This window comes from Sulfurimonas sp. SWIR-19, from assembly GCF_020410885.1.
Taxonomy (GTDB): domain Bacteria; phylum Campylobacterota; class Campylobacteria; order Campylobacterales; family Sulfurimonadaceae; genus Sulfurimonas; species Sulfurimonas sediminis.
Genome location: NZ_CP084578.1, coordinates 296,381 through 319,625, shown reverse-complemented (window position 1 = coordinate 319,625; position 23,245 = coordinate 296,381). Strand labels below are relative to the sequence as shown.

Genomic DNA, 23,245 nt, shown 5'->3' with positions numbered 1-23,245 from the left:
AATTCCTTTTTACTTAATTTTTTCCAGTAGAATTTAACTCACTAAAAATTTTAGAGAGTTATAGACACGAAATAATACAGAAATTGTAATTAAAGTTAGCTTATTTTAAGTATAAATTAATAATGTGGGATGTGGATGGGCAAATGTGTTATGAGAGTTGAAAGAAGATTTTACTCTTCTTCAATCTCAAATTCTATATTTTGATCTTTGTAGATACCGGTTCCGACAGGAATAGTACGACCGATAATAACATTTTCTTTTAAGTTTTCAAGATTGTCAACTTTCGCAGAAACTGCTGCTTCTGTCAATACTTTCGTAGTATCCTGGAAGGATGCCGCTGAAATAATAGAGTCAGCAGAAACCGCCGCACGTGTAATACCGACCAGGAATGGTTCAGCAATTGCAGGACGACCGCCAAGACGCATAATTTTTTCATTTTCCTGAGTAAATTTCACTTTAGAAACCAAATCACCTTCAATGAATTTTGTATCGCCGGATTTTACAATTTTTACCTGACGCAACATTTGGGTAAAGATGACTTCAATGTGTTTGTCTGCAATGTTAACCCCTTGAGAACGGTATACCTGCTGCACTTCAGAAACAAGATAATTATAGAGTGCTTTGACACCCATGATACGTAAAAGTTCATGTGATGACAATATACCGGTAGTCAATCTCTCACCGGCATGCACAAAGTCACCAGGGTTTACAACCGGCTCATGTGATTTGTCAACAAAATACTCTTTTACAATTCCGTTGTCTGCATTGCTGACAATAATTCTTACTTTTCCACGAAGCGGTTTTCCAAAGCTGACCACACCGTCAATTTCAGAAATCAGTGCGGTTGCTTTAGGACGACGACCTTCAAAAAGTTCAGATACACGTGGAAGACCCCCGGTAATATCTGACGACTTTTGCAATGCTTTTGGTGTTTTTGCCAATATGTCAGCCACTTTCACTTCAGCACCGTCAGCAACATACACAGATGATTTTGGCTCAATCGCATAACGCAAAAGTTCTCCGTCTTCTGTTGCAAGTACAATTGCAGGCTTATACTCTGATGATATGTGATCATTAATCATCAAACGAGTTTTACCTGTCAACTCATCAAGCTGTTCACTTGCTGTTGTCCCGACAATGATATCTTCATATTTGACAACACCGTTAGCTTCAGAGATAATAGGGTTAGAGTATGGATCCCATTCTGCAATTACAACAGACTCATCAGATGAAGGTTTCGCAATAACCGTATCTCTGTCTACACTTTCATTGTCATCTGTTACAATAACAGAACCGCGTGCAATATAATGACGAATCGCTTCACGGTTGTTTGTGTCAATTACAGCGGCAAAAAGACCTTTTTCTACAACTTCATATCCTGACTTCAGCCCTTCAAACCGCTCAAGGTAATCCCCCTTAAGCAAGAAGTATTTCACAGTACCCTCTTCTTTTGCAAGAATCTTTTTCGTAACAGGTGCACCGTCATCCACCAATAACTCTGATGCATACGGAATACGACTAGGTACATTCCATCCGTCTTTGATTGTTTCAACAATAGAGTCCAGTGCCTCGACTTTTTCACCGTTTTTATGAGGGAAATAGTATTTTCCTTCAATCTGTCCGCTGACACCCGCTAGTTCATTCGGCTTCGCTATTTCAAGCTTACGCAGTGAATAACGAACAGTTTCATCTTCAGATTTTACACTGATGATGACTTCATCATGAATCGTCTGAATTTCAACAGTTCCTGCAAACGGTGCTTTTATTTTTGGTTCAACCAGTAAAACACCCGCATTACGACGGTTGGCAACAATGTTTTTACCCTCTTTATTTTTATACGTTTTCAGGTTGTAATAACGGATAAAACCTTCTTTTTCTGCAATAACCTGACGTTCCTGTGCAGTAGAAGATGCCGTTCCACCCACGTGGAATGTACGCAATGTCAACTGTGTACCAGGCTCACCGATTGACTGTGCCGCAATAATTCCTATCGCTTCACCAGGACGAACAATATATCCTGTTGCAAGGTTCACACCATAACACAAGGCACATACACCTTCTTCGCTTTTACATGTAGTCGGTGTTCTGATTACCGCTGTTTTGATACCTGACTCAGCAATAACTTTTGCAGAAACTTCATCTAAAAGCGTTCCCTCAGCATAAAGAATTTCATTGGAGATAGGGTCAATAACATCATCCGCAAGAACACGACCGTTAAGTCTGTCTTCCAATGATTCTATCAATGTATTTTGATCAGATATATCAGAAATCTCTATCCCCTCGTGTGTATGACAGTCATGCTCAACAATTTTAACATTCTGTGCAACATCAACAAGTTTACGAGTCAAATACCCTGCATTGGCAGTTTTAAGTGCCGTATCTGCAAGACCTTTACGCGCACCGTGTGTGGAAATAAAATACTCGATAACATTCAGGCCCTCTTTAAAGTTTGAAATAATAGGAGTTTCAATAATTTCTCCTGACGGTTTTGCCATCAGACCACGCATACCGGCAAGCTGGCGAATCTGCGCTGCAGAACCACGAGCACCGGAATCTGCCATCATATGAATAGAGTTAAAACCATCCTTATCTGTTTGTACCAGTTGCATCATCTCTGCTGCAAGCGTATTGTTCGTATCTGTCCAGACATCAATGATCTTATTGTAACGTTCCTGTTCAGTCAAAAGTCCCGCTTCAAACTGTTTTTGAATCTCAATGACTCTTGCTTTAGACTCTGCAATTTTAGCAGGTTTCATATCAGGCACACGAATATCATCCGCTGAAATTGATACACCGGCTTCTGTCGCATGTTTGAAACCCAAATCTTTCAAACGGTCAAGGAAAGATGCAGTAATACCGATTCCCCCGTGTTTTTGTACATAATCAACAATCTCATTAATAGCTTTTTTCTTCATTACTTTGTTCCAAAGCTCAGCCGGAACAAAGTCAGGAAGAATAGCCTTAATCAAAAGACGACCTGCCGTTGTATGAATAATACGTCCGTCAACACGCGTTCTAACCTTTGCATGCAGGTCAAGTGCGTCATGCTCTAAAGCAATTCTGATCTCATCAACATTTGCAAAAAGTTTGTTAGAGCCCTTTACACCGTTTTTCTCAAGTGAAAGATAATAAATACCAAGGACCATATCCTGAGAAGGTGTAGCTATAGCCTTTCCTGATGCAGGAAGTAAAATATTCATAGAAGCCAGCATCAATACCTTACATTCAGCAATAGCGGCAGAAGAAAGCGGCACGTGTACAGCCATCTGATCCCCGTCAAAGTCGGCATTGAATGCCGCACAAACCAATGGATGCAGTTGAATTGCTTTTCCGTCTATCAGTTTAGGGTGAAACGCCTGAATAGAAAGCTTATGCAGTGTCGGAGCACGGTTGAGCATAATCGGATACCCGTCAACAATCTCTGCAAGACACTCCCAAACCTCATTTGTTTTTTCTTCAATCATTTTTTTGGCAGCTTTTACCGTTGTTGCATAGCCTTTGTCTTCAAGTTTTGCAATCAAATGCGGCTTAAAGAGTTCAAGTGCCATTTTTTTAGGCAAACCACATTCATCCATTCGCAAAGACGGTCCGACTACAATGACAGAACGTCCGGAAAAGTCAACACGTTTACCAAGCAGGTTTTGTCTAAAACGCCCCTGCTTTCCTTTAATGATTTCACTTAAAGATTTCAAAGGACGCTTATTTGCACCTTTTACCGCGTTTGCACGGCGACCATTGTCAAAAAGTGCATCTACAGACTCCTGCAACATACGCTTTTCGTTTCTGACAATAATTTCAGGTGCTTCAAGTTCTACAAGACGTTTTAAACGCTGATTGCGGTTAATAACACGACGATATAAATCATTTACATCAGATACAGCAAACTTACCGCCGTCAAGTGATACTAACGGACGTAAATCCGGTGGAAGTACCGGCAGTACAGTCAGCATCATCCAGGCAGGATTGTTGCCTGAATTTAAAAATGACTCAATAACTTTCAGACGTTTGTTAATCGTTTTTTTCTTTGCCTCAGATTTTGTTTCGCCAATCGCTTCTTTTAAGTTGGTAAAAAGGTCAACCAAATCAATAGAATCCAACAAATCACGAATAACTTCACCACCCATACGGGCCTTGAAACCAAGCTCACCAAATCTCTGTACAAGTGTACGGTACTGCTCTTCATTTAAAACATCATATTTTAAAACCGGAGTTTTGGCCTCTGCATCATAATAGGACTCTCCACCCTCTTCTACGATATACGCTTCATAATAGAGTACACGCTCCAAATCTTTCATTTTGATTCCAAGCAGTGTACCGATACGCGAAGGCAGTGAGCTTACATACCATATATGTGCAACCGGAGTCACCAATTCGATGTGTCCCATACGTGTACGACGCACTTTTGTAGATGTTACTTCAACACCACATTTTTCACACACCACACCTTTATAGCGCATCTTTTTATACTTGCCGCAAAGACACTCATAGTCCCTTACAGGTCCAAAGATTTTTGCACAGAACAAACCATCACGCTCAGGTTTTAAAGTACGATAATTAATAGTTTCTGGCTTTTTAACTTCTCCGTGACTCCATGACATTACCTTTTCAGGGGATGCCAAACGGAACTGGAGCTGTTTTATATCTTTTGGTCTGCTGTCTTCTGTTACTTCTACCGGTACTAATTTACTCATCGTCTTCTACCTCGTCCATAATATCTACATCAAGAGCCAATGCCTGCAGCTCTTTTGTTAATACAAATAGTGTTTCAGGAATACCAGATTCTGGCACCAATTCACCTTTTGTAAGTGCTTTGTAAGCACGTACACGACCATCAACATCATCTGATTTGATAGTCAACATCTCTTTAAGCACTGCCGATGCGCCGTACGCTTCAAGCGCCCAGACTTCCATCTCACCGAATCTTTGACCACCAAAGAGTGCTTTACCACCGACTGGTTGTTGTGTAACAAGCGAGTATGGTCCGGTTGAACGGGCATGAATTTTTTCATCCACCAGGTGGTGCAGTTTTAAGATGTACATGTAACCGACATTGACACGTTCTTTCATCTTCTCACCGGTTTTTCCGTCATAAAGTACACGTTTGCCGTCAGCATCCATATTTGCCAGTTTGTAGAGTTTTTCAAACTCTTGGGCATTTGTACCTTCAAAAATAGGTGCAGCAAATTTAACACCCTTGGCCCAGTCTCTAGCATGGATCAGAAACTCTTCATCACTCATATTTCCGATAACTTCAGAAGCTTTCATCATTCCTGCAACATCAGCTATCTCAATCATTTTTGTACGAAGATTTTGTATATAGTCTTTTTGTTTTGAGTCAAACTCTGCCTGTATCTGGTCACCAAGCTCACGGCCTGCCATACCAAGGTGCATTTCCAAAATCTGACCGATATTCATACGAGAAGGTACACCGAGCGGATTCAGACAGACATCAACAGAACGTCCGTCTTCCATATACGGCATATCTACCTCAGGAACTATAATAGAAACAATACCTTTGTTCCCGTGACGTCCGGCCATCTTGTCACCGACTTTGAGATGACGTTTTGTCGCTATATAGATTTTTACATACTTCACAACACCGTTTGGTAAAATATCGTCTTTTTCCAAGATAGTGAGTTTCTCTTCATGCTCATCTCTGAAAACTCTTTTTTGCTTTTGGAAATGACTTTTCGTTTTGTTGTACTCATCCTGAATCTCCTGTGAAAAAGATTTGACGATTGCATTCATCGCAAAACGGTTTACTTCTTTTAAGTCATCTCCGTTGATTTTCTCTCCGGCCTTATACTCAGTATCACCTATTTTGATGTCACTCTGTAAAGGTTCACGGGTGAGAAGTTTTGTCACACGAAGCATCTCTTCTTTATCTATCATAATAAGCCTGTCATAATGCTCACGTTCAAGATAGTCTCTCTCCTCTTTCTCTAGTTCTAATGCACGAGGATCTTTGTCATACCCTTTTTTTGTAAATACTTTAATATCTACAACCACCCCTTCCATTGACGGTGGACAGTAGAGTGATTTATTGACAACATGACCGGCTTTTTCACCAAATATTGCACGTAAAAGACGCTCTTCCGGTGTTGGTTTTACTTCCCCTTTTGGAGAAACTTTTCCGACAAGAATCATACCGCCTTTGACATTTGTACCGATTTTTACTATTCCAGACTCATCCAGGTGTGCCAGTTCATCATCACGAACATTCGGAATGTCACGGGTAATCTCTTCTACACCGTGTTTGAGTTCACGTGCTTCTACCTCTTTTTCATAAATATGCACTGAAGTAAAGGCATCTTGACGAATCAAACGCTCTGAGATGACAATGGCATCCTCAAAGTTATACCCGTTCCATGGCATGAAAGCAACCATAGCATTGACACCAAGTGCCAGTTCCCCTTTGTCCATGTTTGGACCATCAGCTATGATCTGGTTTTTCTCAACTCTTTCACCAACTTTTACAATCGGTTTTTGAGTAAAAGAGGTATTTTGGTTGGTACGAAGATTTTTTTGTAACGGATAGTAATCAATAAAGATTTCACCGTCTTCTTCACCCATCACATAGATGTGTTTCCCGTCAACTTTTTCAATTTTACCGGCACGTTTTGCTTTTACACATTCCCATGCATCACGGGCGACCAGTTTCTCAACACCTGTTCCAACCATAGGAGCATTTGCGCGTAAAAGAGGCACTGCCTGACGTTGCATGTTTGATCCCATCAGGGCACGGTTGGCATCATCATGCTCCAAGAACGGAATCAGTGAAGCGGCTACACCGACAACCATTTGTGAAGAGAGGTCAGCATACTCACACTCTTTGGGATCACGTAAAAGGATTTCACCGTCTTGTCTTACTGCAATCAGGTCTTCGACAAACTGTCCGTTTTCATCCAGTTTGTTAGAAGCAGCGGCAATTTTTTTGCCCTCTTCCTGTGTTGCAGTCAGATAGACAATTTCATGGGTCACTTTTCCGTCTTTCATCACTTTGTAAGGAGCTTCAATAAATCCATGCTCGTTTACTTTTGCATACATTGCAAGTGTATTGATAAGACCGATATTTTGTCCCTCCGGTGTTTCAACAGGACAGATTCTACCGTAGTGTGTCGGGTGAACATCACGCACTTCAAAACCGGCACGCTCTTTGACAAGACCGCCTTCACCAAGAGCCGAAAGACGACGTTTGTGTGTCACTTCAGAGAGTGGGTTAGTCTGGTCCATAAACTGAGAAAGCTGACCGCCTGAAAAGAATTCCATGATTGTAGAGGTAATCATTTTTGAGTTAATCAAATCATGAGGCATAAGCTCATTCATCGGTCCGCTCATCGTAGAGAGTTTGTCACGAATTGCTTTTTGCATTTTTACAAGCCCGTTGTGCAGCTCATTTCCTAAAAGCTCACCGATAGAACGAATACGACGGTTACCCAAGTGGTCTCTGTCATCCAGGTGACCCTGTCCGTTTTTCACTTTAATCACATATTTTACAGATTCTATGATATCTTCATGTGTCAAAACAGTCACATACTCAGGAATATTCATTCCAAGCTTGTGGTTCATTTTCATACGACCAACCTGAGTCAGATCATATCTCTCAGGATCAAAGAAGAGCTGGTTTACAAATATTTTTGCAGCCTCTTTGGTTACAGGCTCGCCCGGACGCATCACTTTGTAGATACGAATCGCAGCCAAATCATTCTCATCTTCAATATCTTCTGTCTGTTTCAACAGCTTCAGAGAATCTGTATCCGCATTGAATGCGTTGATGATAGAACTGTCAACGCCTTCGGCGATATCATTGGCGATTTTGAATTCTGTTACACCGATTTCAGCCATTTTCTTTAATTTTGTTTCATCTATATGCGTCATTGCATCAAATAAAACTTCCCCGGTTTCCGGGTCAATGATAGGCTCAGCCAAATATCTGTCCAGAAGTATTTCCAAAGGATACTGAACTTCTTTCACGCCGTCATCTAAAAGTTTTTGTACTTTTTTGCTTGAAAGTCTTTTCCCTGCGGCTACAAGAACCTTATCGTTCATATCAACCAAATCATAAGAGATACGTGTTGCATAATCTTTAGGATTAAAATCCATAGAGAACGTATTGTCATTGATTTTTATTGTCTGAATCGGGTAAAAGAGTTTTAAAATATCCTGTTTGGAATATCCCAAAGCACGGAACATAATTGTTACAGGTACTTTACGACGTTTATTGATTCTCATATAGAGAATATCTTTAGGATCATACTCAAAATAGAGCCATGAACCACGGTCAGGAATAATCTGTCCGGTATAAATCAATTTGTTTCCTGCAGTAGTCGACTCTTCTTCTTTAAAGATAACACCCGGCGATCGGTGTAACTGGTTGACAACAACGCGTTCCACGCCGTTGATAATAAAAGAAGTTCTATCGGTCATAAGGGGAATATCACGAACAAATATACTCTGCTCTTTTATATCTTTTACACCAAGTTTTTCTTTTGTGTTTTCATCTCTGTCCCACAAAATAAGGCGTGTTTTCATTCTAAGGCTTACCGCATAGGTAAGTCCTCTTTCCATACATTCACGAACGGTATATTTTGGGTTCGTGACTTCAGAGCCGATATATTCGACAGTTAATCTGTTTTGTGCATCATGGATAGGAAAAACAGATTGAAAAACTTTTTCAATACCGCTTGTTGCTCTGTCTTTTGCATTTAACATTAAAAATGTATCATATGAGCTTTGTTGCAGTTGGAGTAAATTTGGTACTTCAATTTCTTGAGGAGTTTTAGAGAAGTCTATACGAAGACGGTTTCCGGAATATAAAGTGTTTAACATAGGCTACCTCGATAAGTTGTTAATTAGGGACTTGATAAGTTCAAGCATATCGTATCCAGTCGTCACCAGATAGATTATTTTACTCTTAGGTATTAAGAGATTTTTTTATAGTGCTTATAAACGACATAAGGGCACTTTAGCCAAGAGAGTTCGTTCTCTTCGCTAAAGCGCCCAAAAAAGAGGGACAAAACCCTCTTTGTTTTTAAGTTAAGATTACTTAACTTCTACTGTAGCACCAGCTTCTTCTAAAGCAGCTTTTGCTTCTTCAGCAGTTTCTTTATCTACACCCTCTTTGATTGTAGACGGTAAGCTTTCACATGCTTCTTTCGCTTCTTTGAGTCCAAGACCAGTTAATGCACGAACCGCTTTGATAACACCGATTTTTTTCGCACCAACGTCAGTCAATACAACATTAAATTCAGTCTGCTCAGCAGCAGCTCCACCAGCATCACCGGCAACACCAGCAACAGCAACAGGTTGTGCAGAAACACCAAATTTTTCTTCAAATTCTTTTACAAGCTCAGAAAGCTCAAGAACAGATAAACCAGAAATATAATCTAATACGTCTTCTTTAGTTACAGCCATAGTAACTCCTTTATTTTTATTATTTATTTTTTGTGAATAATCACATTGAGAAAGGAAGACTAAGCTTCCTCTTCTTCTTTCTTTTTGCGTAAAGCATCGATTCCAATTGCCATATTGGTGATTGGAGCCATCCAGGTAGCAGCAAGCATACCGAGAAGCTCATCACGACCAGGAAGTTTGGCGAATGCTTCGATTTTAGCTACGTCTGCAGGTTCTTTATCCAAATAACCGGCTTTAATCACGAACTTGTCATGATCTTTAGCGAAATCAGCCGCGATTTTAGCAGCATTGATAACATCATCAGACCAAATAAAAATATTTGTATCTTTGATTTCAACGCCACTCATCTCAGCATTATTCAGTGCAATTGTTGCTAAAGTATTTTTAACAACCTGAACACTTGTGTCTTTTGCACGAGCAGATTTACGTAACTCTTCAAGTTCACTTACAGTTAAACCTTTGTAGTCACATATTACAACTGCCGTAGTATTAGCAAATGAAGTAGTTAATTGCTCAATTACTTCAGCTTTTTTTGACTTAAGCATATATATAGTTCTCCTTTCCAGACATAACTTCAAGCGGGGCGGAAGGGTACGATTAAGCTCACTGCCGACACGGCAGATACCCCCGGCTATCTTTAGTCCAAGTAATTCAGATTTCCAAAATGAAAATCTTTATTGTAATATATCTTTTATACTACAATAAAAACTTTCACTCCCATAAAGGGGAGATGAAAATTATTTAATATCTGCCAACTCTACAACATCAAGTTTAACCGAAGGACTCATAGTTAGACTTAATGCTGCATTTTGAATATAACGCCCTTTTGCAGAAGCAGGCTTTTGCTTGTTGATAGCAACAAGGAAAGTAGTTAAATTCTCAGCAATTTGAGAAGCTTCAAAGCTTGCTTTGCCTATACCGGCATGGATATTACCTTTTTTGTCAACTCTAAAGTTAACCTGTCCGCCTTTGACATTTTTTACAGCTGTTGCAACATCAGGTGTTACAGTTCCCGTTTTAGGATTTGGCATCAATCCTTTTGGCCCAAGAATACGACCAATCTGACCTACAAGACCCATACAGTCAGGAGCAGCAACTACAACATCAAAGTTAAATACACCTTCTTTGATTTGTGCAACCAAATCATCAGTTCCAACGATGTCTGCACCTGCGGCTTTTGCTTCATCAGCTTTGGCACCTTTGGCAAATACAGCTACACGAACTGTTTTACCGGTTCCGTGAGGAAGAACGACAGCACCACGAACCATTTGGTCAGCGTGACGAGGATCTACATTCAAGTTCATTGCAATTTCAACTGTTTCGTCAAACTTTGCACTTTTTAAATCTTTTACTGTTGCAGAAGCTTCTTCTACACCATATGATTTTGTTTTGTCAATTTTTTCTAATAATTGTTTATATCTTTTGCTCATTACAAATCTCCATGTTAATTCTGCCACATAATTTTGAAATCACTGTGGTCGATGATTGTTTTTTACTAGTCTTTAATTTCTATACCGATTGAACGAGCAGAACCAGCCAAAGTATTTGCAGCCATCTCTTTGTCGTCAGTATTTAAATCTTCGATTTTAGCTTCTACAACTTCCATAAGCTGTGCACGAGTTAATGACCCTACTTTGTTTTTAAGAGGGTTGTCACTCCCTTTTTTCAGTCCGGCTGCTTTCATTAAAAGTTCAGAAGCAGGTGGTTGTTTTGTAACAAAAGAAAAACTTCTGTCATTGTAAACTGTAATAATAACAGGAACTTTGAATCCCATTTTATCTTTTGTTTTTTCATTGAATGCTTTACAGAATTCCATGATATTAACACCACGTTGTCCTAATGCAGGTCCTACTGGTGGAGCCGGGTTAGCTTTACCAGCTTCTATTTGTAGCTTGATATAATCCATGACTTTTTTTGCCATTTTTTGTCCTTTTTCATTATTTAATTACGTAATCCAAACGAGGTCCAGTTTACTACGCTAAGGTTAAGTTTCAAAATTTAAAACCTAGCCTTAGCGTAGCAGGGTTCTTTATTAGATTATTTTTTCTACCTGTGTGTAAGAAATATCTACAGGAGTAGCTCTACCAAAGATTGAAACATTCAGCTTAAGAGTACCGTGTTCAAGGTCATACTCATCAACAGTTCCTGTAAAGTTGGCAAAAGGTCCGTCAATAATACGTACCGTTTCACCATTATCAAAAAATACTTTTGGTTTTGGAGCAGCACGGTTGTTCACACGGTCCAAAATAACATTAATGTCATGTTCGCTCAAAGGTGTAGGCGTGTTTCCTTCCCCGATAAAACCTGATACTTTTGGTATTGACTGAATCATATGCTGAATTTCTGTGTTTAAATCTATGCGGGCAAACACATAACCGGAATACAAAGATCTTTCACTCACCTTTTTCTTTCCGTCTTTTACCTCTATAACATCCTCTGTAGGAACAATTACATCGGTAATATGCTCTTGCAGTCCATGCTCTTCTATCATATTAAAGATTGCATCTCTCACTGTTCTGTCACTGCCATAGGTCTGTATAGAGTACCATTGATGTGCCATTTTTTACTCCTTAACCTAAAATTGCAGACATAATAGATGACATAAGCAAGTCAACCAATGCAAGAAATGCCGCTATTGCAGATACTACGATTACAACTGCTATATACGCCTGTTTTACCTGACTTTTTGTAGGAAAGATAACTTTGCTCAGTTCCAGTCTTGCGTTACTTATTACTTTACTTAAATTCATCTATCTTTTCCATTATATTGAAATGTCATTTGTTATAAATAAAGCAGATCTGCTCTACTTATAATAAATGTGTGGCAGGCGTAGAGAGACTCGAACTCCCAACACCCGGATTTGGAATCCGGTGCTCTACCATTGGAGCTATACGCCTAGTTAAATCTGTAATCACCACACTTACGCTTTAGCGACGGTGGTGTCGGCATTTAGTGCCAGATATTACAGTTTCATCTCTTTGTGAATTGTGTGCTCTTTACACCATTTACAGTATTTACGTACTGAAAATTTCTCAGTGTGAGTCTTTTTGTTTTTTGTTGTGTGATAATTACGTCTTGTACATTTCTCACAACCTAAGTGTATTGCTTCTCTCATATTAAGGGACCTTTTAAAGGATTTTGCATATTAGCCAAAGGCTAATTATGCAAGAATCTCTGCAACAACACCGGCACCAACTGTACGTCCACCCTCACGGATAGCGAACTTAGTACCTTTTTCCATTGCAATTGGGTGAATTAACTCAGCAGTAATACTTACGTTATCACCTGGCATTACCATCTCAGTACCTTCTGGTAAAGTGATTGCTCCAGTAACGTCTGTAGTACGTACATAGAACTGTGGACGATAACCATTAAAGAATGGAGTATGACGACCACCCTCATCTTTACTTAGAACATAGATTTCTGCAGTAAATTTAGTATGAGGTGTAATTGTACCCGGCTTACAAAGTACTTGACCACGCTCAACTTCATCTTTCGCAATACCACGAACAAGAATACCACAGTTGTCACCGGCTTCACCTTGCTCCATTTCTTTACGGAACATTTCAACACCAGTTACAGTAGTTTTTTGTGTATCACGGATACCAACGATTTCTACTTCTTCACCAACTTTGATAACACCACGCTCGATACGTCCAGTAACAACTGTACCACGACCAGAGATTGAGAAAACATCTTCAACAGGCATCAAGAAATCTTTGTCAGTTTCACGTTCTGGTTCAGGAATGTACTCATCAACAGTTTTCATAAGCTCAACAATCTTTTCAGACCATTCACCCAAAGTACCTGCTTTAGCTTCTTCAAGAGCTTTTAATGCTGAACCTGCAGTGATTGGAGTGTCATCACCCGGGAATTCATACATATCAAGCAGTTCACGGATTTCCATTTCAACTAACTCTAACAACTCTTCATCATCAACCATATCTTCTTTGTTCATGAAAACAACGATGTACGGAACACCAACTTGTTTTGAAAGAAGGATATGCTCACGAGTTTGTGGCATTGGGCCATCCGCTGCAGAAACAACAAGGATAGCACCGTCCATTTGTGCAGCACCAGTAATCATGTTTTTAACATAATCCGCGTGACCAGGACAGTCAACGTGTGCATAGTGACGGTTGTCTGTTTCATACTCTACGTGTGAAGTAGCGATAGTAATACCACGCTCTCTTTCTTCAGGTGCATTATCGATTGCATCATAATCCATAAATTTTGCATCATTTTTAACTGCAAGTACTGCAGTAATAGCTGCTGTTAATGTTGTTTTACCGTGGTCAACGTGACCAATTGTACCGATGTTAACATGGGGTTTGTTACGTTCAAACTTTTCTTTTGCCATAATGTTCTCCGACTTTAATTTTGAATTGAAATGGAATTATACCCAAAAATCATTCAATTATTGCTTAATTAAAACATAATTTTACTTAAATGGAGCTCACGAGCGGATTTGAACCGCCGACCTCTTCCTTACCAAGGAAGTGCTCTACCCCTGAGCCACGAGAGCAAACGAGATTATATTAAGCAATAATTGAATAATTCTTTTTTATTTTGATATTAGTTTTTTTGTGATTAGAGTATTCTATATAAATATATATTTTACAAATATACAGATTGTATGAAGTAAGATAGAAATTATACTTCAGCTTCCAGAATCTCAGATGGAGCGGGTGAAGGGATTCGAACCCTCGACAGCCTGCTTGGAAGGCAGGAACTCTAGCCACTGAGTTACACCCGCATGTGAGTGGTGGTGGGAAGAGGAGTCGAACCTCTGAACCCATAGGGAGCAGATTTACAGTCTGCCGTCGTTGGCCACTTGACTATCCCACCACGTGTACATTTATAAAATGTTTTTCTGGTCTAACACTGTTTCTAATATTCAAAATTCAATGGTGCCGACACGAGGATTTGAACCCCGGGCCTGCTGATTACAAATCAGCTGCTCTAGCCAACTGAGCTATGTCGGCATCGAATTTGAGCCAGAATTATAGTGCAAAACAAATTCAATGTCAAGGGTTTTTGTCAGAAATTTATAAAATCACCGTCTTTTAGTATAATTGGCCTAAAATTTCCCCCAAACTCTTCTATTTCTTCAGTAATCTCTTTTAAATATGACGGTTTTATATGATTGATATAGAGTTTCATATCATCTCTTTGTAATTTCTGCAATGCTTCAAAAAGCAGTTTTGGTGTCAGGTGTTTGCTTACTTTTGCTAAGTTTTCCATATTTGAGGGAAAAGAGCATTCAACAACAAGCGACTTTATTTCTCTGTCATTGTCCAATCTGTTTATAATATTTTCAAGAGAGTGTGTATCTGCCGTTATAAGTACGCCTCTGTTGCTTACTTTATAAATATAGCCACAACTCGGAACCGTGTGGTCAGTTGCAATTGGCATAATAGTTGTTTTGTTATTAAGTGCATATCTCTCGTTACAATGTATATCACGGTACCTGATGCTCATTTCTTCTGAGCCCTCCAAAGGAATTTTGGAAAAATCCGGCCATATTGTGTCATTAAAAAAATGTTTTTTTAATGCCTGTATGGTTTGGGGCAAGCCTATGATATGCAGAGTTTTTCTTCTTTGTAAAAAATAGTTGTCTATAATATAGGCTATATCAGATATATGATCAAGGTGAGAATGTGTTAAATAAATATACTCTACATGTAAAGAGTTCTCGGCCAAAGTATTTAGAAGATTTCCGGCATCTATCACAGTTCCGGCATCCAACATAAAGGATGTTGTGCCAAAACCTTTGGCTTTTGTTCCATAGGCACCTAAAATTTTTATACTGTTTTCATACATTTTATACACTTTTTGCTGTTTTGGAAATATTATAGCATTTATGTAGATATAATTAGATTAACAGTTTTTATAAAGGCAAGAGCAGATGTTAAAAATATTATTTTCTCCATCAGAGGGGAAAAGGAGCGGTGGAAACGAAAAGGAAAAAGATCTTTTTGGTGCGCAAAATGCCAGGAAAGAAATTTTGGATACTTATAATACCATAGTATTAAGCGGTAATGAAGAGAAGATAAAACAACTTTTTGGTTTTAAAAAATTCGGTGAATGCCGGCCTTACATAAACGATATATACAATTCTCCTTTGATGTGTGCGATAGAACGCTATCAGGGTGTAGCCTATGACTACCTGAAATATGATGAACTCAATGAAAATGCGCAAGAGCATCTTAAAAACAATACCCTTATATTTTCAAATCTTTACGGTCCTGTACTCGGTGGTGATGTGATAGCAAACTATAAAGTCAAACAGGGAAACACTGTCGGTGATATTGCGCCGGATAAATTTTACAAAGAACGTTTTTCCTACCAGCTTGATTTATGTCTTGGCGGGCATGATGTTTTAGATTTACGGGCAGGCTATTATAATAAATTTTACAAACTCACGCAACCGCATACAACACTGAAATTTTTAAAAAACGGAAAAACAGTTTCACACTGGGCAAAAGCCTATCGGGGCATTGTTTTGCGTGAAATTGCAAAAGCCGGTGTAAATTCTCTGGATGATTTTATGAAACTTGAGATAGAAAATTTGCAGGTTCACGAGATTACAGAGCAAAAATTAAAAAAAGAAATTGTTTACAATATAATAGAATAGGAGAAACACACTATGAAAGACTCTCAAGAGTATAAAGAAAAAAAAGCTTTTTTTGAAAAAATCATTACCCTGTATGGAAGGAATGTCGTTGTAGAAATACTCCAAGACAGTTCGATTGAAATTCACAAACTGCATCTGGCTGATTCAAACAAACCTGACGGAGCAATAAAAAAGATTCTTTTACTTGCCAAAGAGCGTAATGTCGAAACAGTGAAACATAACAAAGCCGCTCTTTCGCGCATAAGTAAAAATGCAAAACAGGACCAGGGAGTAGCCATTGATATAGTTTCTAACACATATTTACATGTAAACAAAATAAAAGAACTGCAGCAATACAGACTCATTGCACTTGACGGTATACAAAATCCGCAAAATTTAGGAATGATTATACGCTCGTGTGCTGCAGGAAATATTGACGGTGTCATTCTGCCAAAGAAAAACTCGGCAAAAATTTCCCCTCTTGTTGTCAAAGCAAGTGCCGGCACTCTTTTTAAACTGCCTGTCTACTTTTGTAATACACTTGAAGAGATATTGCCGCAACTTCAAGAAGCAAAAATCTATTCCCTCTCCTCCCATGCAAAAACTGCTCTCAACAATATCAGAGAAGAGAAAAAAACCGTCTATGTTTTGGGGAATGAGAACGAAGGCGTCAGTGATACAGTGGAAAAACTCTGCAATGATTCTGTCTCTATTCCCATGAACAGAGGTGTAGAATCTCTCAACGTTGCCGTTACGGCATCACTGATTGCCTTTAAAGCGTAACCTTGGGGTTACCTTCTCTCACCATTGCTCTAAAAAGATCAAACATCTTAAAACTCGCTTCTTCCATATCTTTAAATCCACTGATAACATTCTCCTGGTTTTCTTTCGTAATACAGGTATGTTCAGGCACACAGCGCATTACTTCAAATATTTTATCATGCACTCTTTTATGGACATTTCCCAACTCTTTATAGGCTTTTGTGTGTTCAAACTTCTGCTTTGCATCAGCGTTGTACCATTGTCCCATTCTACATTTGTTATGATCGACAAACTCTTTTGCCATTGCTTCATTTTCATCCAAAAGTGCTTTATAAGCTTTGTGCTTTAGAATAATATGGTCTACTTTTGCCAGACTGGTATAGAGTGAATCATACATAAATACAGCTTCATACGCTGATTCATTTGCTTTGTTTGCAAAGCTGTTAAGTGTATTGTTAAACTTTGAAACATCTTCTTGTGAACGCATTGCAAGATCAGTAATTTGCATAGAGTTGTTTTGAATGTCATCCGCTTCCTGCTTCAGTGTGTTGGTTGTAATGGAGATTTCCTTGGTTGCTTTTTGCGTTCTTTCGGCCAGTTTTCTTACCTCATCGGCTACTACAGCAAACCCTCGTCCGTGCTCTCCGGCACGCGCTGCTTCGATAGCAGCATTGAGGGCTAGAAGATTTGTCTGATCTGCAATATCTTTAATCAAATCAACGATAGCATTTATTTCACTTGTCTGTTCATTCAAAGCACGAATAACTTCATCTGAATTTGTAATAAGTGTGATGAGCTCTTCCAGCCTGTCTGTAATATTATTCACCACAACTTTGGACTCTGTTGCTTCCTCTGCCGTCTCTTGTGTACTGTGTGCAATTCTTTGCAATATGTCCAGATTATCAGATATATCTTCTTGAATAATATTCAGCCCACGTGTCACACCCCCATTACTGTTAACATCAAAAACTTCTCCAAGGTTTGTTTTTTGTGCAGCTTTGTGAGATATTCCTATAGACGTAATGGCATGGTTAAGTGCAGGAATAGATGCAAGAAATTCTCCCCTGTATCCGTTTTCATAAATTATTCTGTTGTTATATCCGGCATTTGCATTTTCAATCGACGCAATCACATCACGGATATACTGTTCTGTCTGATCCAGCAAATCATTGATTCCCCATGCGACTCCCTGCATTATGTGGGTCTCAGGTATATTTGTAATTCTATGAGAAAGTTCTCCTTTGCCAACTTTGAGAAGCACATCCCTGATCTGTCGAATCAACTCATCCTGAAATATTTTATCGCAGATATCACCTGATGCAAGTGATAAAAGTAATGTTGTGCTAAGTCCGGCGAATACTGCTCCGGCAAATATATACTGTCCTGTAATCAATGTGTAAATCAATATGGCGCCTAAAAGCATATAGAGGGAAAGTGTTTGTTTAGTGCTGTAAATTGAAGATAAAATCGTCATACCCTGTCCTTTTTTCATGAAGTAGTGCGTCAAGCATTTGTTCGGAGCCAGCCATTCCTGATCTTTTTTCTTCTTGCAGCAACTGTGCATAAAGCTCCGGAATGACCGCCATTGCCTTGGCAGAGGGCTTACGCCTTACAGAATGATAATCAATAACATTCCCATTTTCCCCTAAAGTGACTGTGACATTTGCCAGCACCCAGTAATAGGAACCGTCTTTGGAGAGATTTTTCACATAGGCAAATATCTCTTTCTTTGCCTGCAGTCTCTCCCACAGCAGTTTAAAGATAACCTTAGGCATATCAGGATGTCTCAGTATTGAGTGGGGCTGGCCAAGCAACTCTTTTTCTTCATAACCGGAAATCTTTATAAAAATTTTATTCCCGTAAAGAATTTTTCCTTTTGTATCAGTTTTAGAAACTATAAACTCATTTTCTGAGAGTGTTATTTCATTATTTCTCGGAACAATTTTATTCACTGTTTATCCTTTCAAAAAACAATTATATGCTAAAAAGGTTACAAGAAGCTTACAAAAATTGTATTATTTTATATAATATTACACAAGGCACTTAAGAGATCATAATTTCATAAGGACGACGAATTTCCCGAATAACCTCATCCACACTCATATGACGGGATTTCCGCAAAAATTCTCTGCCGTCTAAAAAAACGAGTACCGTAGGAATTGCAAAAACACTGAAATGTGCTGCAATTTCCTGCTCAACTGAAATATCAACAGTTACAATGGTAAATTCTTTGAAATTTCTGTCTATCGCTTCGAGCAGTTTTGGCTTGAGTGCATGGCATACGTTACATGTAGGTGCAGAGAAATAAAGCATCACTGCCAGATTTTCTTGTATTGTTTGTTCTATGGTTTGTATTGTTTGCATACTCAAATTATACTGTATAATTCCCTTATGGCTTCAATTATTTTTTCAATTTTAAGTATTTATGTTTTTATCGTGATGGGATACATCGCCAAACGCAGCTTTAAAGAACAGATAGACGAGAAAACCATTACACTGTTAAATGTCTACTTTTTACAGGTTTTTTTGACTTTTTGGGGACTTCTACTGCATCCTGTAGATATTACACTGCTCTATGCACCTGCTGTCTATCTTGTCATTGTTATGCTTGTCCTTGTGTTGTCTGCTCTTTTTGCCGTAAAACTCTTTGCAGACAAAAAAGAGTACTCCATCGCCATGGTGGCTTCCATCATAGGCAACACAGGCAATCTCGGCATTCCTTTAAACATAGCTGTCTTCGGAGAAGCTTCCATTCCCTACACAACCGTTGTCAACCTTGTGAATGTTTTTGTTGTTTACACAATAGGAGTTTATTTTTATTCGCGTGGGAATTTTGATGCCAAAACCTCTCTGAAAAACATCTTCAAACTCCCAATTCTCTGGGCAGCCATCATTGCCATTGTACTCAGTGTCAATCACTATACACCCTCGGATGCCGTTATGAATATGCTGATGATGGGAGCCTATGCTTCCATGACTATGCAGCTGTTTTTGTTTGGCATCTACATGTATGACATTAAAATACGGACAATCAACAAAAAACTCATTGGCTGGGTCATGTCACTGAAGTTTGTCATTCTCCCTTTGATTGCTTTTGTTGTTTTATATAATTTAGATCTCTCACCGATGATAAAAGGGGTGATATTTATAGAACTGCTGATGCCGCTCGCTGTAGCCAATGTCAACCTGGCTTCACTCTATGATTGTGAACCCAAACTTGTGACGGCTTTGGTTTTCATCTCTTCTGTTTTATTTTTGGGTGTTGTCTTTTTTGGTGTTTCCATACTCAAATATCTTTAACGATGCTTAACTTGAACAGCTCAGTTTTAGATTTTTTGCACTCTGTGGTGTCGGTTTTGCAAGATACTCCAACTCCGGATGTTCATCAAAGGGTGCAAGTGCCACACGGAGTAAATCATGCACCATAGAGAAATCATTTTTTTGCGCTTTTTCAACAGCTTCTTGCAGTATATGGTTTTTCAGTATATATTTCGGATTTACATGTAACATGTTTTTGTGTCTTTGCTCGTCTGAAAAACTCTCTTTTTTCACTCTGGCATCATATGTATCCAACCAGCGCTCAAGATATTCTGAGTGAACTGCAAGCTCTAAAATTTCACTTCTCTCCCCTTGATATACTGAAAGTTTTCGAAAAAATGCATTGTAATCTATTACTGACTGCTCTAAACTCCGTAACATTAATTTTAGCAAAGAGAGGTCTTTTTCCTCTTTTGTTTGCAATCCCATGCGTTTATGCATCAACCGGGTATATTCTGCCTCATAAACATCACCAAAGGTATCTTCAAGAACTTCCAGCGTGGCATCATGGTTGATTAGCGGTGTCAGTGCCAAAGCGAGTCGGGAGAGGTTCCAGTGTACAATACCCGGCTGACCTCTGAAACTGTAACGCCCCTGTGTATCAGAACGGTTGCAAACATAATTTGGATCATATATATCCAAAAAAGCAAACGGACCATAGTCTATGGTGCTGCCGTCTATTGCCATATTGTCAGTATTGAGCACACCGTGGTTAAATCCGTATGCCTGCCATTTTGCCACTGTTTTGGCACTCTTTTGCACTGCCTTTTCATACATTTTCAGATATTTATCTTCCTCATTTTTAAGTTCAGGATACGATTCATCTATGACATAATCAGCTAACTGCTGCAGTTTTTTTGTCTCTCCTGCCGCACTGAAGTACTCAAAAGTTCCAAAACGCACCCATGTCGGACAAAGACGCAAGACTATAGCCCCTTTTTCCCATCTCTCACGGGCCACATCGGTATCACTGCCGATGAGGGCCAGGGCTCTTGATGTGCTGATACCAAGACCATGCATTGCCTCAGACATCAAAAACTCACGTATACTCGAACGCAAAACCGCTCTACCATCACCCTGACGGGAATAGAGCGTAGTTCCCGCACCTTTAAGCTGTAAATTTTGTCCGTTTACCTTGCCAAGATTAACAGCTCTGCCATCTCCCAAACGTGGCACAAAATAACCAAACTGATGTCCCGCATAACACATTGCAAAACTCTGAGAACCCTTTAGTTTCATCTCTGCGTTGACAATTTTTACAAGTGCTTCGTCCATAGTAACATCTTCATCTATACCCAAAAGTTTTGCAGCATCCTGTGAGGCTGCAACAAGAAAAGGTTTTTCAAGCGGTGTCGGTTCCACTCTGTCATAAAAAAGTGTATCCAAAGCCAGGTAAGGCGTTGTCAGTTGTAAGTTAGAAAATTTCATAAGAAAAGTTTTATCAGGTATAGCATTAAAAAAAGCTACTTTAAAAAATTAATTTTTAAAACGCTGGAAACTTTTAAGCAAAAAATATTACACTCCGGATATGAATAAAGAACTCCAAACAGTGTTTCACTACCATGAAACAACCAAACATTCCCAAAAAAGATATGCAAAATCTTTAGGCTATATGGACTGGGCGACACAGCCTGATCCTTTTCGTATATACAAGGGGACAAAAAGCATAGACCTTGCATTGAGTTTTGACAATCCTACGCCACCCTATTCTCTTTTGGATGAGGAACTGCCCTCTGCGCCTCTGATGCTGGAGTCCCTCTCTCAACTGTTGCAGTTTTCTATGGGCATTGCCGCATGGAAAAGTTCCGGCGGAAGTTCCTGGGCTGTACGCTGTAATGCTTCAAGCGGAAACCTGCATCCCACAGAGTCTTATCTGATTTTGCCACCGATAATGGGCAGTGCCAAAAGCAGTGTGTCTCATTATGCTCCAAAAAATCATGCACTTGAAATTCTTGCCGAGTTTGACACTAATTTTTTTGAAACACTTCCCAATGAGAGTTTTTTGATAGCTCTTTCAAGTATAGCCTGGCGTGAAGCATGGAAGTACGGAGAACGTGCTTTTCGCTATGTCCAACTCGATGCCGGTCATGCCTGGCAGGCACTTGCAGTTTCGGCAAAAATGCTTGGCTGGAAGATTACAAGGGTTGACAACGTCAGTGATAAACAGATTGCAAAAATTGCCGGACTTGATCAGGAAAACAGATTTTTTGAAGAGGAAAAGCCTGATATGCTTTTGATTGTTTCCAAAGAAGAGAGTTCCCCAAGCCTGGATGTTGCACCGCTGATAGACGCACTTCCAAACAAATATGAAGGCATAGCCAACAAACTCAGTCCTTCAATACATGAGTGGGAAATTATAGATGAAGTTGAAAAAGCAACTTCAGTGATGCAGACTCCACAGACACAGACAGACAGATGCAAGGTTGCAAGAGAGCCGAGTCGTGAGTCAAAAGAGGTGGTGCTTAACAGAAGAAGCATACATGTAATGGATAAAGAGAAATCCAAGATCTCCAAAGAACAGTTTCATGCACTGCTACGCTCTGTGGATTGTTCCCTTGATGGTAAAGAAAATGCCACACATCTGGCAATATTTGTCCACAGAGTTGAGGAGTATGACCAGGGACTCTACTTACATGTAAGGAATCAAAAAGATTTACAAGATTTCAAAAAAGAGTTTCATGATACATTTCTTTGGAGAAAAACAGACTTTGAAAATCTCTATCTTTTAGAAATTGCTGATTTTACGAAAGCCTCAAAAATCATAAGCTGTAATCAGGATATAGCCAGTGACGGTGCCTTTTCTCTGGGTATGATATGCAGATACTCCAAAGAACTGCTGGCTTACAATGCCCACAGATACAAAGAACTCTACTGGGAATGCGGCATGATAGGACAGCAGTTCTATCTTGAAGCCACAGCACTCGGGCTTTCAGGCACAGGCATCGGCTGTTTCTTAGATGACCTGATGAATGTCAATGTTCTCGGTCTTAAAAACAATCTTTATCAGAGTCTCTACCATTTTACCGTAGGCGTCGGCTATGTTGATTCCAGAATTGAGACAAGACCGGCGTATTAAAATTTCACTGTATTATGTTTTAATATGTTTTAAGTGGATCTTCCCTATAATTGCTTTT

The 23,245-nt window shown here is 39.3% G+C and carries 18 protein-coding genes, 5 tRNA genes and 1 pseudogene; 4 read left to right on the top strand and 20 right to left on the bottom strand.

The features are described 5' to 3' along the window. Positions 1-170 precede the first annotated feature (170 nt). The 16 genes from rpoC to LCX93_RS01620 form a co-directional block, all read right to left on the bottom strand. On the bottom strand, positions 171-4,691 hold the full coding sequence (rpoC, locus tag LCX93_RS01695; RefSeq protein ID WP_226067596.1) for a DNA-directed RNA polymerase subunit beta': 4,521 nt from the start codon (positions 4,689-4,691) through the stop codon (positions 171-173). Continuing rightward, positions 4,684-8,829, bottom strand: coding sequence for a DNA-directed RNA polymerase subunit beta (gene rpoB, locus LCX93_RS01690; protein WP_226067594.1), 4,146 nt, complete (start codon positions 8,827-8,829; stop codon positions 4,684-4,686). Before rpoB ends, rpoC begins: the two co-directional genes overlap by 8 nt. A gap of 213 nt (positions 8,830-9,042) precedes the next feature. Next, a complete protein-coding gene (rplL, locus tag LCX93_RS01685) occupies positions 9,043-9,414 on the bottom strand; it encodes a 50S ribosomal protein L7/L12 (protein ID WP_226067592.1) in 372 nt (123 codons plus the stop codon). 59 nt (positions 9,415-9,473) lie between these two features. Beyond that, on the bottom strand, positions 9,474-9,959 hold the full coding sequence (rplJ, locus tag LCX93_RS01680; protein WP_151901151.1) for a 50S ribosomal protein L10: 486 nt from the start codon (positions 9,957-9,959) through the stop codon (positions 9,474-9,476). 192 nt (positions 9,960-10,151) lie between these two features. After that, positions 10,152-10,844: a 50S ribosomal protein L1 gene (gene rplA, locus LCX93_RS01675; RefSeq protein ID WP_226067590.1), complete on the bottom strand. Its 693-nt coding sequence runs from the start codon at positions 10,842-10,844 to the stop codon at positions 10,152-10,154. Positions 10,845-10,909: 65 nt separating this feature from the next. Continuing rightward, the gene (gene rplK, locus LCX93_RS01670) at positions 10,910-11,335 is read right to left on the bottom strand and encodes a 50S ribosomal protein L11 (protein ID WP_151901153.1); all 426 of its coding nucleotides are present in this window, start codon (positions 11,333-11,335) and stop codon (positions 10,910-10,912) included. Between the two features lie 111 nt (positions 11,336-11,446). Next, a complete protein-coding gene (gene nusG, locus LCX93_RS01665; RefSeq protein ID WP_226067588.1) occupies positions 11,447-11,974 on the bottom strand; it encodes a transcription termination/antitermination protein NusG in 528 nt (175 codons plus the stop codon). Between the two features lie 10 nt (positions 11,975-11,984). After that, positions 11,985-12,164 (bottom strand): preprotein translocase subunit SecE, encoded by a 180-nt coding sequence (gene secE / locus LCX93_RS01660; RefSeq protein ID WP_226067579.1) that lies wholly within the window; start codon positions 12,162-12,164, stop codon positions 11,985-11,987. 72 nt (positions 12,165-12,236) lie between these two features. Then, positions 12,237-12,312 (bottom strand) — tRNA-Trp (locus LCX93_RS01655). Positions 12,313-12,377: 65 nt separating this feature from the next. Next, on the bottom strand, positions 12,378-12,530 hold the full coding sequence (gene rpmG, locus LCX93_RS01650; RefSeq protein WP_151901156.1) for a 50S ribosomal protein L33: 153 nt from the start codon (positions 12,528-12,530) through the stop codon (positions 12,378-12,380). Between the two features lie 45 nt (positions 12,531-12,575). Continuing rightward, positions 12,576-13,775 carry an elongation factor Tu gene (gene tuf / locus LCX93_RS01645; protein WP_151901157.1) on the bottom strand — a complete coding sequence of 400 codons (1,200 nt, stop codon included), beginning with the start codon at positions 13,773-13,775 and terminating at the stop codon, positions 12,576-12,578. Positions 13,776-13,865: 90 nt separating this feature from the next. After that, positions 13,866-13,940: transfer RNA gene (locus LCX93_RS01640), tRNA-Thr, on the bottom strand. 155 nt (positions 13,941-14,095) lie between these two features. Next, positions 14,096-14,171: transfer RNA gene (locus tag LCX93_RS01635), tRNA-Gly, on the bottom strand. A gap of 7 nt (positions 14,172-14,178) precedes the next feature. Next, a tRNA-Tyr gene (locus LCX93_RS01630) sits at positions 14,179-14,263 on the bottom strand. A gap of 60 nt (positions 14,264-14,323) precedes the next feature. Next, a tRNA-Thr gene (locus tag LCX93_RS01625) sits at positions 14,324-14,400 on the bottom strand. A 55-nt stretch (positions 14,401-14,455) separates the two neighbouring features. Beyond that, on the bottom strand, positions 14,456-15,238 hold the full coding sequence (locus LCX93_RS01620; RefSeq protein ID WP_226067577.1) for a 3',5'-cyclic-nucleotide phosphodiesterase: 783 nt from the start codon (positions 15,236-15,238) through the stop codon (positions 14,456-14,458). Between the two features lie 85 nt (positions 15,239-15,323). Here LCX93_RS01620 and LCX93_RS01615 point away from each other — a divergent pair, with 85 nt between their 5' ends. Both LCX93_RS01615 and LCX93_RS01610 read left to right on the top strand, forming a co-directional pair. Beyond that, on the top strand, positions 15,324-16,052 hold the full coding sequence (locus tag LCX93_RS01615; RefSeq protein ID WP_226067575.1) for a YaaA family protein: 729 nt from the start codon (positions 15,324-15,326) through the stop codon (positions 16,050-16,052). 12 nt (positions 16,053-16,064) lie between these two features. Next, complete coding sequence (locus LCX93_RS01610) at positions 16,065-16,814, top strand: TrmH family RNA methyltransferase (protein ID WP_226067573.1); 750 nt, start codon at positions 16,065-16,067, stop codon at positions 16,812-16,814. On the opposite strand, the pseudogene LCX93_RS12680 reads toward LCX93_RS01610, so the two are convergent. From LCX93_RS12680 to LCX93_RS01590, 3 genes and pseudogenes are all read right to left on the bottom strand, one after another. Next, a pseudogene (locus LCX93_RS12680) lies at positions 16,804-17,601 on the bottom strand (methyl-accepting chemotaxis protein); the annotation flags it as partial. The gene LCX93_RS01610 and the pseudogene LCX93_RS12680 overlap by 11 nt on opposite strands. Positions 17,602-18,235: 634 nt before the next feature. Next, the gene (locus LCX93_RS01595; RefSeq protein WP_226067571.1) at positions 18,236-18,745 is read right to left on the bottom strand and encodes a PAS domain-containing protein; all 510 of its coding nucleotides are present in this window, start codon (positions 18,743-18,745) and stop codon (positions 18,236-18,238) included. Positions 18,746-18,836: 91 nt separating this feature from the next. Further along, a complete protein-coding gene (locus tag LCX93_RS01590) occupies positions 18,837-19,157 on the bottom strand; it encodes a thioredoxin family protein (protein WP_226067569.1) in 321 nt (106 codons plus the stop codon). Positions 19,158-19,184: 27 nt separating this feature from the next. On the opposite strand from LCX93_RS01590, the gene LCX93_RS01585 reads away from it, so the two are divergent. Continuing rightward, on the top strand, positions 19,185-20,093 hold the full coding sequence (locus tag LCX93_RS01585; protein WP_226067567.1) for an AEC family transporter: 909 nt from the start codon (positions 19,185-19,187) through the stop codon (positions 20,091-20,093). A gap of 6 nt (positions 20,094-20,099) precedes the next feature. Here the strand turns inward: LCX93_RS01585 and LCX93_RS01580 are convergent, their stop codons facing one another. After that, positions 20,100-21,539: a protein adenylyltransferase SelO gene (locus LCX93_RS01580; RefSeq protein WP_226067565.1), complete on the bottom strand. Its 1,440-nt coding sequence runs from the start codon at positions 21,537-21,539 to the stop codon at positions 20,100-20,102. 100 nt (positions 21,540-21,639) lie between these two features. On the opposite strand from LCX93_RS01580, the gene LCX93_RS01575 reads away from it, so the two are divergent. Beyond that, positions 21,640-23,187 carry a SagB/ThcOx family dehydrogenase gene (locus LCX93_RS01575; protein WP_226067563.1) on the top strand — a complete coding sequence of 516 codons (1,548 nt, stop codon included), beginning with the start codon at positions 21,640-21,642 and terminating at the stop codon, positions 23,185-23,187. Positions 23,188-23,245: the final 58 nt, after the last annotated feature.